This window comes from Haloferax sp. KTX1 (genome assembly GCF_902410085.1).
Lineage (GTDB): Archaea > Halobacteriota > Halobacteria > Halobacteriales > Haloferacaceae > Haloferax > Haloferax massiliensis.
Genome location: NZ_CABPRH010000009.1, coordinates 65,518 through 79,071 on the forward strand (window position 1 = coordinate 65,518; position 13,554 = coordinate 79,071).

The 13,554-nt window shown below is 68.4% G+C and carries 12 protein-coding genes; 4 read left to right on the plus strand and 8 right to left on the minus strand.

What is annotated here, in order from left to right; translation table 11 throughout:
• Nucleotides 1–5: 5 nt before the first annotated feature.
• Nucleotides 6–1,292 carry a phosphoribosylamine--glycine ligase gene (gene purD, locus FY251_RS14285; RefSeq protein WP_148415690.1) on the minus strand — a complete coding sequence of 429 codons (1,287 nt, stop codon included), beginning with the start codon at nt 1,290–1,292 and terminating at the stop codon, nt 6–8.
• 177 nt (nt 1,293–1,469) lie between these two features.
• Here purD and FY251_RS14290 point away from each other — a divergent pair, with 177 nt between their 5' ends.
• Nucleotides 1,470–3,596, plus strand: coding sequence for a thioredoxin domain-containing protein (locus FY251_RS14290; RefSeq protein ID WP_148415692.1), 2,127 nt, complete (start codon nt 1,470–1,472; stop codon nt 3,594–3,596).
• Nucleotides 3,597–3,610: 14 nt separating this feature from the next.
• On the opposite strand, the gene FY251_RS14295 is transcribed toward FY251_RS14290, so the two are convergent.
• On the minus strand, nt 3,611–4,390 hold the full coding sequence (locus tag FY251_RS14295) for a hypothetical protein (RefSeq protein WP_148415694.1): 780 nt from the start codon (nt 4,388–4,390) through the stop codon (nt 3,611–3,613).
• Nucleotides 4,391–4,541: 151 nt separating this feature from the next.
• Complete coding sequence (locus FY251_RS14300; RefSeq protein ID WP_148415696.1) at nt 4,542–4,922, minus strand: thioredoxin family protein; 381 nt, start codon at nt 4,920–4,922, stop codon at nt 4,542–4,544.
• A 145-nt stretch (nt 4,923–5,067) separates the two neighbouring features.
• On the opposite strand from FY251_RS14300, the gene FY251_RS14305 reads away from it, so the two are divergent.
• Complete coding sequence (locus FY251_RS14305; protein ID WP_148415698.1) at nt 5,068–5,988, plus strand: PLP-dependent cysteine synthase family protein; 921 nt, start codon at nt 5,068–5,070, stop codon at nt 5,986–5,988.
• 33 nt (nt 5,989–6,021) lie between these two features.
• On the opposite strand, the gene FY251_RS14310 is transcribed toward FY251_RS14305, so the two are convergent.
• The 3 genes from FY251_RS14310 to thiI all read right to left on the minus strand — a co-directional run bounded on the left by FY251_RS14310 (nt 6,022) and on the right by thiI (nt 8,134).
• A complete protein-coding gene (locus FY251_RS14310; protein ID WP_148415700.1) occupies nt 6,022–6,474 on the minus strand; it encodes a DUF5804 family protein in 453 nt (150 codons plus the stop codon).
• A 42-nt stretch (nt 6,475–6,516) separates the two neighbouring features.
• Nucleotides 6,517–6,771 (minus strand): hypothetical protein, encoded by a 255-nt coding sequence (locus FY251_RS14315; RefSeq protein WP_148415702.1) that lies wholly within the window; start codon nt 6,769–6,771, stop codon nt 6,517–6,519.
• A 187-nt stretch (nt 6,772–6,958) separates the two neighbouring features.
• Complete coding sequence (thiI, locus tag FY251_RS14320) at nt 6,959–8,134, minus strand: tRNA uracil 4-sulfurtransferase ThiI (protein WP_148415704.1); 1,176 nt, start codon at nt 8,132–8,134, stop codon at nt 6,959–6,961.
• Nucleotides 8,135–8,387: 253 nt separating this feature from the next.
• Between thiI and ppk1 the strand changes: the two genes are divergently transcribed.
• Nucleotides 8,388–10,895: a polyphosphate kinase 1 gene (ppk1, locus tag FY251_RS14325; RefSeq protein ID WP_148415897.1), complete on the plus strand. Its 2,508-nt coding sequence runs from the start codon at nt 8,388–8,390 to the stop codon at nt 10,893–10,895.
• A gap of 53 nt (nt 10,896–10,948) precedes the next feature.
• Here ppk1 and FY251_RS14330 read toward each other — a convergent pair whose 3' ends face one another.
• Nucleotides 10,949–12,157 (minus strand): methionine adenosyltransferase, encoded by a 1,209-nt coding sequence (locus FY251_RS14330; protein ID WP_148415706.1) that lies wholly within the window; start codon nt 12,155–12,157, stop codon nt 10,949–10,951.
• Nucleotides 12,158–12,282: 125 nt separating this feature from the next.
• Entirely contained in the window at nt 12,283–12,840 is a 558-nt protein-coding gene (gene cyaB / locus FY251_RS14335; protein ID WP_148415708.1) for a class IV adenylate cyclase, read from the minus strand.
• 114 nt (nt 12,841–12,954) lie between these two features.
• Between cyaB and FY251_RS14340 the strand changes: the two genes are divergently transcribed.
• Nucleotides 12,955–13,470 (plus strand): DUF6789 family protein, encoded by a 516-nt coding sequence (locus FY251_RS14340; protein WP_148415710.1) that lies wholly within the window; start codon nt 12,955–12,957, stop codon nt 13,468–13,470.
• The last annotated feature ends 84 nt before the right edge of the window (nt 13,471–13,554 follow it).

Genomic DNA, 13,554 nt, shown 5'->3' on the forward strand with positions numbered 1-13,554 from the left:
GCCGCTTACTCGCCGCGGAGTTCGGCCATGTGGTCGATGCGGCGCTGGACGAGCGCCGCCGTGCCGATGTCGTGGCGGATGTGGAAGCCCTCGCCGGCGTCGGCGAGCGCGTCCTCCGCGAGTTCCTCCGCCGCGGCGATGCTGTCGGCGACGCCGACCACCGCGAACGACCGCGAGGTCGTCGTGTACAGGCCGTCCTCGCGGTCGTCGACGCTCGCGTAGAACAGCAGGGCGTCGGCGTCCTCGTCCACCTCGACCGTGATTTCCGCGCCGGCCTCGGGGTCCGTCGGGTAGCCCTCGGGGACGGCGTACTTACAGACCGTGGCGGCCTCGGCGAAGTCGAGTTCGGGGAGCGACTCGCCCTCGCGGGCGGCCGTGAGCACGTCGATAAACGGCGTTTCGAGGACCGGCAGCGTGTTCATGGCCTCCGGGTCGCCGAAGCGGGCGTTGAACTCGATGACCTTCGGGCCCTCGGTCGTGAGCATGAACTGGCCGTAGAGGATGCCCTTGTAGTCCGGCAGCGCCTCCACGACGGCCTCGATGACCTCGACGGCGGCCTCGTAGTCGCCGTCGGCCATGAACGGCAGGGACGGCGTCACGTCGGTGTAGCTTCCCATGCCGCCGGTGTTCGGTCCCTCGTCGCCCTCGTAGGCGCGCTTGTGGTCCTGCACGGCGGGGCTGACGCGGAACTCGCCGTCGGCGACGAACGCCTGAATCGTGAACTCCTCGCCGACGAGGCGCTCTTCGAGGACGACGCGCTCGTAGTCCGAGTCGCGGAGGTACGCCTTCGCCTCCTCGGGCGTCACCTGGTCGCCGATGACCTTCACGCCCTTGCCGCCGGTGAGGCCCGCGGGCTTGACCGCGAGGTCGCCGTCGTAGTCGTCGATGTAGTCGCAGGCGGCCTCCATGTCGTCGAAGGTGGCGAAGTCGGGGTTGCCCGGAATCTCCTCGTCGCGCATGAACTGCCGCTGGAACGCCTTGTCCGTCTCGATGCGCGCCTCGGCCGCCTGCGGGCCGAAGGTGTAGACGCCGGCCTCGTCGAGGGCGTCGGCGACGCCGGCCGCGAGGCCCGACTCGGGACCGACGACCGCGAGCGTCGCGTCGACGGACTCGGCGTAGGCGACGATGTCCTCGGCGGCGGTCTCCGAAATCGTCTCGAAGCCCTCGGCGAGGGCGGCGATGCCGGGGTTTCGGTTGCTGGCGCAGGCGTACAGGTCGCAGTCGGGGGCCAGCGCGCGGGCAATCGCGTGCTCGCGGCCGCCGCCGCCGACGAGAAGGACGGTCTCGCTCATGGTCGCATACCCTGCGCACGGGAGTGTAAAGATTGCTCTTTATCGGCGACGAAATAGACACGATTGTGGTTATGTTCGGTCGCCACCGAGGGTGACTCGCTGTCCGGCCCACGCCCCGCGCCGGCCACGACGGCCGTCTCCACGCCGCTTTAGTTGCCGGAGCGCCGACTGCGACGCATGTCCGACCCGGTGGGACGCAACCGACTCGACGAGGAGCAGAGCCCGTACCTCCGCCAGCACGCCGACAACCCGGTCAACTGGCAACCGTGGGACGAGACGGCGCTCGACGCCGCCCGCGAGGCGGACAAGCCCATCTTCCTCTCGGTCGGCTACTCGGCGTGCCACTGGTGTCACGTCATGGCCGACGAGAGCTTCTCGGACCCCGACATCGCCGAGGTGCTCAACGAACAGTTCGTCCCGGTGAAAGTCGACCGCGAGGAGCGCCCCGACCTCGACCGCATCTACCAGACCATCTGCCAGCTCGTCACCGGCGGCGGCGGCTGGCCGCTTTCGGTCTGGCTCACGCCCGAGGGCAAGCCCTTCTTCGTCGGCACGTACTTCCCGCCGGAACCCCGCCGCGGCGCGCCCGGCTTCCGCGACCTCGTCGAGAGCTTCGCCGAGTCGTGGCGGACCGACCGCGACGAGATAGAGAACCGCGCCGAGCAGTGGACGAGCGCCATCACCGACCGACTGGAGGAGACGCCCGACGTGGCCGGCGAGGCCCCGGGTTCGGACGTTCTCGACAGCACCGTGCAGGCCGCGCTCCGCGGCGCTGACCGCGACCACGGCGGCTTCGGCGGCGACGGACCGAAGTTCCCCCAACCCGGTCGCATCGACGCCCTGCTCCGCGGCTACGCCGTCTCCGGCCGCCGCGAGGCGCTCGACGTGGCGCGGCAGAGCCTCGACGCGATGGCCAACGGCGGCCTCCGCGACCACCTCGGCGGCGGCTTCCACCGCTACTGCGTCGACCGCGAGTGGACCGTCCCGCACTTCGAGAAGATGCTGTACGACCAGGCCGGCCTCGCCTCGCGATATCTCGACGCCGCCAGACTCACCGGCAACGAGTCGTACGCGACCGTCGCCGCCGAGACGTTCGAGTTCGTCCGCCGCGAACTCTCCCACGACGACGGCGGCTTCTTCGCCACCCTCGACGCCCAGTCCGGCGGCGAGGAGGGAACCTTCTACGTCTGGACGCCGGACGACGTGCGCGACCTCCTCCCCGAACTCGACGCCGACCTGTTTTGCGACCGCTACGGCGTCACCCCCGGCGGCAACTTCGAGCGCAAGACGACCGTCCTGAACGTCTCGGCGACGACCGCCGACCTCGCCGACGAGTACGACCTCGACGAATCCGAGGTCGAAGACCGGCTCGAAACGGCCCGAAAGGCGCTGTTCGCCGCCCGCGAGGGACGCGAGCGACCCGCCCGCGACGAGAAGGTGCTCGCCGGCTGGAACGGCCTGATGATTTCGGCGTTCGCGCAGGGGTCGGTCGTCCTCGGAGACGACTCGCTCGCGGCCGACGCCCGCCGCGCCCTCGACTTCGTGCGCGAGCGCCTCTGGGACGACGAGACCGAGACGCTCTCGCGGCGCGCCATGAACGGCGAGGTCAAAGGCGACGGCTACCTCGAAGACTACGCCTTCCTCGCGCGCGGCGCGTTCGACCTCTATCAGGCGACCGGCGACCTCGCGCCGCTCTCGTTCGCGCTCGACCTCGCACGGGCGACCCGCCGCGAGTTCTACGACGCCGACGCGGGCACGCTCTACTTTACCCCCGAGAGCGGCGAATCGCTCGTCACCCGCCCGCAGGAGCCGACCGACCAGTCCACGCCGTCGAGCCTCGGCGTCGCCACGTCGCTGTTCTTGGACCTCGAACAGTTCGCGCCCGAGGACGGCTTCGGCGACGTCGCGGACGCGGTCCTCGGGTCGTTCGCCAACCGGGTCCGCGGCAGTCCGCTCGAACACGTCTCGCTCGCGCTCGCCGCCGAGAAGGCCGCCAGCGGCGTCCCCGAACTCACTATCGCCGCCGACGAGCTCCCCGACGAGTGGCTCGAGACGCTCGCTTCGCGGTATCTCCCCGGCCTCGTCGTCTCCCGTCGCCCCGGCACCGACGAGGAACTCGACGCGTGGCTGGACGAACTCGGACTCGACGAGGCCCCGCCGATCTGGGCCGGCCGCGAGGCGGCCGACGGCGACCCCACCGTCTACGCCTGCGAGAACTTCACCTGCTCCGCGCCGACCCGCGACCTCGACGAGGCGCTGGCGTGGTTCACGGCGGGCGACGCGGGCGCGGGCGACGACAACTAAGCTGGTCCCTCGACTCAGAGTCGCGTCCCGTCGTACCGCCGCCGCAACGACCGCACCGTGTTTGCGACTCGCTCGGCGCGCTCGCGGGTCACACACGGGACGACTTTCTCTCCCATCGGCGTGTCGAAGACGAGCGTCGTTCCGTCGACGACGTCGAGGTGCCGCGCCGAGAGCGCGGAACAGTACGTCAGACTCGTCTTCCGGTCCAGCGTCGATTGCACGATTGCCGTGGTTTCGAAGCGGTAGGCGTGGTCGTCGGTCTCCCAGCGCTCGTGGACCGTCGACGCCGCGAACAGACCGACTCGGTCGGCGAGCAGGTCCCGAATCGACGCCACGGCCGCCTCGGGGAGCGGCGGCGACTCGCCCCAGAGCATCGACTCGTGGGGAATCGTCACGAGCAGTTCGTCGCCGCGTTCGTCGAGGAGGGCGAGGCGGAACACGAAGTTCTCCCCGACCATCGCCGTCGCGGCGTCGAGAAGCGCGAACAGCGCGTCCTCGCCGTCTCGGTCGAGAGAGAAGACGCGGGTCCCGTCGTCCGGGCGCTCGGGGTCGAGCGCGTCGACGGTTGCGAGCGCATCGGCGCATCGCTCGATACCGTCTTCTCCGAACGCTCCGTGCTCTCCGTCGAGACAGCTCTCGTCGAGTTCCGCCCGAACCGCGTGCGCGACGGGGACGGCTTCGGAGAACACCGGGAGGAGGTCGCGGCGGTAGTCGTCGCTGTCGAGGAGATAGTGCCGCGGTTCGTCCCCGTCGTCCGGGCGCTCACCCGCGTCTCCACCGCGCTTCTCAGGCATCTTCCGACTCCCGCGCCACCTGCGCTCGTCGCATCGCATCGGCGTACCCGCGGGTGTCGTATCACGGTTTCGGCGGGCTCGATTGACGCAGGGGATTCGACTGTGTGGGCGGATTAGTGGGTTCGAGAAAACGAAAAACCGGAGTCGGCGCTCAGTTCGAGAGCCGCTCTGCGAGGTAGGCCGCAATCGGAACGTCTGCTTCCTCCACGAAGCGAGCGACCTCCTCGCCGTCGCGTTCGACGACGACCGTCGGGATGAGTTCGATGTCGTACTCCTCGACGAGCGGGCCGACCTTCGAGCCGTCGTCGGCCTTCTCGACGGGGTAGTGGTCGATTCGCTCGGCGGGGACGCCGGCGGCGTCGAGCGCCGCCGCGAAGTCGGGAAGCTGTCCGCGGCAGTCGCCGCACCAGTCGCCGCCCCAGACCTTGAACGTGTAGTCTGCGGCCGCGAGGGCGTCGACCACGTCGGGGTACGAGGCCGCGTCCCACGCGGGGTTCGGTTGCATCGTTTCGAGCGTCTCGGCTTCAGCCATGACAGGGCGTACCGGCCGCGCGGATTTAACGGGTGCGCTCGCGGCGGGGCTCGCCGTCCGCGCGCGGAGCTGTCTCTCCCTGAGACGGTGGCCGTATCGTCCGCCTCCGCCAGTCGTTTAGTGTCGCACCGTCAACGGAGGGTCGATGGACGACAGTATCCTCGACGCTATCGGGTCGCCGCTGGTCCGCGTCGACTCCCCCGAGGGGTCGACAATCGCGGCGAAGATAGAGTCGAAGAACCCGGGCGGGTCGGCGAAGGACCGCCCCGCGCTGGCGATGGTCGAGGCGGCCGAGGAGGCCGGCGACATCTCGCCGGGCGACCACCTCGTCGAACCGACGTCCGGGAACACCGGTATCGGACTCGCCGTCGTCGCGGCGGCGAAGGGCTACGACCTGACGATCGTCATGCCGGACTCGATGTCGCCCGAGCGCCGCGAAATCATGCGCGCCTACGGGGCGACCATCGAACTCGTCGCGGGCGACATCTCCGCCGCGAAAGAGCGCGCCGACGAACTCGAAGCCGAGGGGATGTACCAGCTCCGGCAGTTCGAGAACCCGGCGAACCCGGAGGCGCACTACCGGACGACCGCCGAGGAGATTCTCGAACAGGTCGGCGACCGCCGCATCGACGCCTTCGTCGCCGGCATCGGCACCGGCGGCACGATTTCGGGCAACGGCCGCCGCCTCGTCGAGGAGTTCCCCTCGATGCGCGTCGTCGGCGTCGAACCCGCCGAGAGCGCCGTCCTCTCGGGGCACGAGGTCGGAAACAACGACTTTCAGGGGATGGGGCCGGGCTTCGTCAGCCCCAACCTCGACACCGACCTCATCGACGACGTGGAAATCGTCGAACTCGCCGACGCCGAGGCCGAGTGTCGCCGCCTCGCCCGCGAGGAGGGCGTCCTCGTCGGCCAGTCGTCCGGCGCGTCGCTCCTCGCGGCCAAGCGCGTCGCCGAGCGACTCGCCGACGCCGAGGCCGACGAGGCAGACCAACCGCTCGTCGTGACCGTCTTCTGGGACTCCGGCGAGCGCTACATGTCGACCGGGATGTTCGACGCCGAGGAATAGCGGTAAACCGCGGTTTTTCGCCGGTCGCCTCGCTTACCGACCGAACTCGTCTTCAGCGACTCTGACGACGAGCGTTCGCTCCACGTCTCTGAGGTCGTAGTCGGGCACCGAGCCGTCGACGCGCGTCACGTACATCGGCTCGACGAGGCGGCCGTCTTCGACGCCGTAGATGGCGAGGTGGTCGCCGATGTCTTCGGGCTGGACCTTCCCGTCTCGAATCTGCCGGGCGAGGTCGCGCGAGAGCCACTCGTCGGACGAGACGGAGGGCTCGCGGACCAAGGAGAAGTCGACGAAGCGGACGAGATACCAGTTGAGGTCGTTGAGAAGCGAGACGGCCGCGCCGAGGCTCACCGTGTCGACCGCGAGCGAGTTGTCGAACGGTTCGGAGATGTCGTAGGTCGAAAGCGCCGCGCGCGCGGTGTCGCGCGACAGCAGTTCGTACTGGAGGTGGACGTCCTCCGCGCCGACGAGACAGACCTGCGTCACGTCGAGAGGGAGGGGCCGGACTCGGTAAAGCGGTTCCGGTACTCAGGCGGTCGATTCCCACTCGGCGGCGCAGGACTCGTCGCAGAAGACGACGCGCTCGCGTTCGAGGGTTATCTTGCCGGGCTTGTCGGTGTCCCGTTCGAGGAGGACCTGATAGTGGGGTTCGCTCAGGTCGACGCGGGCGTGACACGCCGCGCAGCGCTCGACGGTGTCGCTCCAGTCGGTCCGCGACGCCCGGTGGCTGACGCGCCACTCGGGGCCGGGGTGTCCGCGACCGGGACGCGATGTTTTCGACATGGGAGAACCCTAGCGCTCACGGTAGATAAATCCATTTTTGTGCAATTGTTCATTCGAAACGAATCTGAACGTTTGATAAATCGTTACTGTGGTGGTCGTTTACACGGTTCGGGTGTGTATCGATACCGTGCCACGGTTCGTCCGGGGGAGCCGCGGTCTGCTCGCTCGGACGCGCTCACCCGCGCTCTCATCCGCCGTCCGGCGAGACGACCACCCGCTCCCGGGCGGCCTCTGCCGCGAGGTCGAACAAGTCGTCGGGTTCCGCGGCCTCGACGGCCGACAGCGAGGCGTTCGTCTCGGGGAAACTCGGCGCGACGCGCTCGCACCCGACGGGGAGCGTCGAGTCGTCGTAGGTGCCGAGGTCGCGGGCGGCCGCGACGATGTCGGTCTTGTCGCGGGTCAAAAGCGGGCGGTGGACGGGGTAGTCGACCGCGGCCTCGGTGACGGCGAGGTTCTCGCCGGTCTGGCTCGACTTCTGGCCGAGCGACTCCCCGGTCACGACGGAGTGGGCGTGCTCGTCGGTGGCGACCTCGGCGGCGATGGCGAGCATCGCGCGCCGAAGCGAGAGCATCCGGGTGTCCTCGACGGTGTCCATCAGTCGCTCGACCACGTCGCCGGCCGGGACGACGTGGACCCGCATGTCCGCGTTCGGGGCGCGGCGGGCGATGGTCCGAACCGTCTCGATGGCCCGCGCGCGGTGGTCCGCGCCGCCGTAGTCGCCCAAGTCGACGTAGACGGGGACGATTTCGCAACCGCGGCGCAGCAGTTCCCACGTCGCCACCGGCGAGTCGATGCCGCCGGAGACGAGCGAGACGGCCCGCCCCTGCGTCCCGAGCGGGAGTCCGCCGGGACCGTCGAACCGCCGGACTGAGAGATAGGCCGTCTCCTCGCGGCACTCGATTCGGTAGGTGCGGTCGGGGTCGTCGAGGTCGACGGGCGCGCCGGTCGCCTCGACGACGGCGCTGCCGGCCTCGCGTTCGAGGTCCGAACTGGTGAAGTCGTGCTGGTCGGCGTCGCCGATGCGGTCGGCGTCGACGGCGAACTTCGCCCCGTCGGGGTGGTCGGACGCGAGGCCGCGGCAGACCCCGACGATGTCGTCGAGGACGGGGTCGCAGGCGACGCAGGGGCGCGCCCAGACCACGCCCGGAACCTCGGCGCAGGCGGCCGCGACGGCGTCGGCGTCGGCCGCGTCGCGGACGAGCAGACGGGACCACTCCCGCTCGACGCGGCCCGAGAGCGAGCGGTCGTCGAGGACCGCCTGGAGGTTCGTCCGCAGTTTGGCCTCCATCTTCGCCCGAACGCTCGAACTCTTCGTGCCCACCTCTCCGTAGCCGACGAGGACGACGCGCGCCGATTGATTCACGGTCGTCGTTCTTCGCCGGCACCCTTCAGCGTCTCGTTTCGCGGGGCGTCACTATTCGGCGCGGTCCGCCCCGCTCCGCCGCTAATAGTGTTATATATCTGTAAATAGTGCAATTTACTGAACCGTAGACAGACGGCGAAACAATATAAACCACTTAATAGATTTCACGCCGTTTCTGTTTCGTACGATCGCCGACCGCCCGCGGCCGCGCTCGACGAACAACTGCCGCCACTTCGATGCCCACTCGATGCCAATGACCGACGAGTCGCCAGCCGACATCGACCTCGCCGACCCGCAGTACTACCTCAACCGCGAGCTGAGCGAACTGGCGTTCCAGTCTCGCGTGCTCAACGAGGCCCTCGACGACCGGAACCCGCTTCTCGAACGGGTCCGCTTTCTGTCCATCTTCACGAAGAACTTAGACGAGTTCTTCATGAAGCGCGTCGGCGGGCTGAAACAGCAGATAGACGCCGGCGTGACCGAGCGGACGACCGACGGTCGGACGCCCCGCGAGCAGTGGGAGGAGGCCATCGACAAGGCCCGACCCATGTTCGAGCGACAGGCCGCGTGCTACCGCGAGGAGATTCGCCCCGCGCTCGCCGACGCGGGAATCCGCATCTGCGACTACGACGACCTGACGCCCGACCAGCGCGCGGAGATGCGCGACTACTTCGAACTCTCGGTGCTGCCGACGCTCACGCCCCTGTCGTTCGACCCGGCCCATCCGTTTCCCTTCATCTCGAACCTCTCGCTGTCGCTCGCGGTCATCACCCGCGACGACGACGGCGACCAGACGTTCACGCGCGTGAAGATTCCGCAGAACCGCCCCCGGCTCGTCGAGGTCGACACCGACGGCGACGAGGTCCGGTACGTCCTCCTTGAGGAGGTCATCCGCGCCAACCTCGACCTCCTGTTCCCGAACGTCGAGGTCGTGGACACCGCGGTGTTCAAACTCACCCGGAACGCCGAGGTCCGCCGCAACGAGGAGGTCGCCGAAGACCTCATCGACATGATAGAGGAGGTGCTCGAACAGCGCCGCTTCGCCACCGTCGTCCGCCTCGAAATCGAGGCCGACGCGCCCGAGGCCGCGCGGGACCTCCTCGTCGAGCAGTTGGACCTCGACGACCGCGAGGTGTTCGAACTCCGCGGCCCGCTCGACTACCGCGAGCTGATGGACCTCGCGGACCTCGACCGCCCGGACCTCTCGTTGGCGTCGTGGACGCCGCAACCGCACCCCCGGTTTTCGGCCCTCGGCCCCACCGACGCGGGCATCGGCTCGGGAGGGGCTTCCCCCGAGGCGGCCGGCGAGGACGGCGACACCGTCTTCGACGAGATTCGCCGCAAGGACGTGCTGTTGCACCACCCGTACCACTCGTTCGGCGACACCGTCCAACAGTTCCTCGACGCGGCCGCCACCGACCCCGACGTGCTGGCCATCAAGGCCGCCATCTACCGGACGGCCTCGGACTCGAAGGTCATCGAGGCGCTCATCGACGCCGCCGACAACGGCAAGCAGGTCGCGGCGATGGTCGAACTCAAAGCGCGGTTCGACGAGCAGAACAACCTCGAATGGGTGCGGCGGCTCGAAGAGGAGGGCATCCACGTCGCCTACGGCACCATCGGCCTCAAGACGCACACGAAGACCGCGCTCGTCGTCCGCGAGGAGGAAGACGGCGTCCGGCTGTACTCCCACGTCGCCACCGGGAACTACCACTCCGGCACCGCGAAGGGCTACGTCGACCTCGGCGTCCTCACCGCCGACCGCGACATCGGCCAGGACCTCGTGAAAGTGTTCAACTTCTTCACCGGACCCTCGTTGGACGAGGAGTTCCGGAAGCTCCTCATCGCGCCCGTGACGATGCGAAACGAGTTCACGAAGTGCATCCGCCGGGAGGCCGAACACGCCCGCGCAGGCCGCGACGCCCGCATCGTCGCCAAGATGAACGCCCTCGAAGACCCCGGCATCGTCGAGGAACTGTACGAGGCCTCGATGGCCGGGGTCGACATCGACCTGCTCGTCCGCGACATCTGTCGGCTCCGCCCCGGACTGGAGGGCGTCTCTGAGACCGTCACGGTCCGGAGCGTCGTGGACCGCTTCCTCGAACACTCGCGCATCTTCTACTTCGAGAACGCGGGCGACCCGGACTACTACGTCGGCTCCGCGGACTGGATGACCCGCAACCTCGACAAGCGCGTGGAGGCCGTCGCGCCCGTCGAGGACCCGGACATCCGCGAGCAGCTGCGGTTCGTCCTCGAACTCGGCTTCGCCGACAACCGGAAGGCGTGGGAGATGAACGCCGACGGCACCTACGACCAGCGCGCCCCCGGCGACGACCACGAGATTAGCATGCAGCGGATTCTGATGGACCAGACGCTCGCGGCGTCGAACACGCCCGGCGTCCACCGCGGTATCTCGGCGTCGCACCCGGACGTGCCCGAGACGCTTCTCGTCGAGTCCGACCCGTCCGTGATGGCCCCCCGAGACGGTGCCGACGAGGCGCGAGAGGAGACAGACGTCGAGTCCGACGCCGACGCCGACGCCGACGCCGAATCAGTCACCGAACCCGTCGTCGAAGCGGACGCGGGCGCGCCGACGAACGGTGACCCGCAGTACGTCCTCGACAGCTATCCCGAGAAGTGGTACGTGCCGAGCAGTCGGCACTACGAATACGCGGTTCGGACGCCCGACGGCGACCGCGACTACCGGAAGACGGCCGAGGCGGCCGCGCGACTGGTCGAGAAGTACTACGGCGAGAAGTAATCGTCCGCCCTCGCGGGCGGCGCGGTCTTTTCTGCGACCGCCGACGCGACGCCTCAGAACGTGCTGAGTTCGCCTTCGATGGTCCGACGGGTGATATCGGTCACGTCCGCGAGTTCGCGGTCGATGATGGCGACCACCTCGTCTTCGATGTCGGCGACGGTGACGCCCTCGGCCGTGATGACCTTCGCGTCGGCGACGTGCGGTTCGTCGATGGGGCGACCGATCTGCGAGAGCAGGCGGACCTGCAGGTCGCGGATGCCGTCGACCTCGGCGACGACCGTCTCGGCGATGTGGGTCGAAAGCAGGTTGTAGATCTTCCCGATGTGGTTGACGGGGTTCTTGCCGGAGGTCGCTTCCATGCTCATCGGGCGGTTCGGCGTGATGAGACCGTTGGCTCGGTTGCCGCGGCCGACGGAGCCGTCGTCGCCCTGTTCGGCGGACGTGCCGGTCGTCGTGAGGTAGATGGAGCCCTCGTCGTAGTCGTCGGCGGTGTTGACTTCGACGTTGACCTCGCGGTCGGTGTAGTCGGTGGCGAGGTCGGTGACGAACTCGCGCACGTCGTCGACGGCGGCGACGTAGTCGTCGATGTCGTCGAGGTGTCTGTCGACCATCGCGGCGGCGACGGTCACGTCGATGACGTCGCCCTCGCGCTTGCCCATGAGCTTGATGTCCTGTCCGAGTTCCGGGTGGTCGTCGCCGTAGGCCGCGCCGTTGAGGGCGCGCTCGGCTTCGAGGACGATGCGCTCCGTCTCGGTCAGGGGGGCGTGGCCGACGCCGAAACTCGTGTCGTTGGCCATCGGGACCTGCTGGGTCTCCTCGCCGAACACGTCCTGGAGGTCGCCGGAGCCCTCGCCGAGTTTCACGTCGACGATGATGTCCGTGCCCACGTCGAGCCCGGGGATGTTCTCGTTGAGGTACTCCCGGGCGGCCCGGAGCGCCGTCGAGTCGACGGGAATCTTCTCGCCGTCGTACTCCTTCGTGGCGCGGCCGACGATGAGGAGATAGATGGGTTCGATGACCTCGCCGCCGCCGAAGGCGGGCGCGGCCGTGCCGGCGACGAGCTGGGTCTCGTCGGTGTTGTAGTGAAGCACCTTGCCGACGCGGTCGAGATAGAGGTTCGAGAGGGCGCGGGAGACGCTCTCGGCGATGCCGTCGGAGATAGAGTCGGGGTGGCCGATCCCCTTTCGCTCGACGATTTCGACCTCCTGGTCCTCGACCGCGCGCTTGTCGGCGGATTCGAGGCGGATATTTCGGTCGCTCATTGGCGGGACGTACCCGGCGGGCGGTTCTATAACTTGCGGAAACCTTTGGCCACAATCGTATTACTTGAGAGTATGCTCGGGCAGTATCTGCCGAGAGCGCGGACGACCGAGAGCCGTCTGCCCGCCTACTCCTCGGGAGCGCCGAGGAGCATCCCGAGGTAGGAGGTCCGAATCTGGTCGTCGGGGTCGAGACCGAACTCCCGAAGGACGGCGAACGCCCCCTCGCGGGCGTCGTCGACGCCGGATTCGACCTCGACTTCGACCTCGACGAACTCGCCGAGTCCGGACACCGAATCGAGCGAGACGGTGTAGCCGTCGAGGGCGAACCGCTCGCGCTCTTTCTCGACGGTCGCGGCGGGTTCGAAGCCGACGGCCTCGCAGATGTCGTTCATCGTCTCGCCGTCGTCGACGCCCGTCTCGTACTCCCGGCGGGTCTTCGACGACTCGTCGACGAGCGGCCCCTTGTAGGTGACGACGGTCTCCTCGTCGGCGAGGTCGCCGTCCTCGTAGCGCGATTCGCGCCGGAGGCGCAGCGCCTCGTCGGTCTCGGCGAAATCCCTGTGCGGGGCGTCGTAGTAGGTGTCCGTCTGGGCGACGCGGTTGACCCGTTCGGCCTCGGCCGCGTCGAGTCGCTCGCGAACCGCGTCGTGGTCCGCGCGGACCTTGACCTCGACTTCGTACATGCTCTCACGGGCGCGTCCGGGGGGCAAAAACGTCGGTGACTCGCGTCGGCGACCCCTCAGTACTGTGGCATTTGTTATCTTTTATCATGTAAGAACCCGTAGTATGACGGGAGTATGAGCCAAGAGACGCCGAACTCGGCTACCGCGGTTGGACAGCGCGTCGGCGAGACCGCCGACTACGAAATCACGGGCCGCGTCGTCCTCACCGCGATGGCGAGCGGGTTCGTCGGGACGGTGTTGATGCTGCCCGTTCTCGTCGGCATCCCCGAACTCTTCGGCCTCTTTACGACCGAACCGATTACGCGATTCGCCGGGATGGCGAGGTTCTTCGGTTACGAACCGACGCTCGCCCTCGGGGCCTTCCTCTTCGGCATCGGCGGCGTGGTCGTCCTCCCGGTGACGTTCGTCGTCGTCGGCGCGTTCCTCCCGCCGGAGTCGCCGGAGTACCTCCGCGGCGTATCGTTCGCGACGCTCTACTGGGTCGGCTTCGTGCCGGCGTTCTGGCCGCCCGCCGACGCGTTCGTCGTCGCCTCGTTCCTCGTGTTCTCGCTTCTGGCCCACTGGGTGTACGGCCTCTCGCTCGGCTACCTGCTCGACCTGTTCGCGGATATCCCGCAACACGAGGTCTGAGCGCCGGCGGGGGCGCGGCCCCTGTTGTCCGCCGTCGCCCGCACCTCTCGCCGCCACATGCGTCTCTTTTGGCCTTTCGTCCGG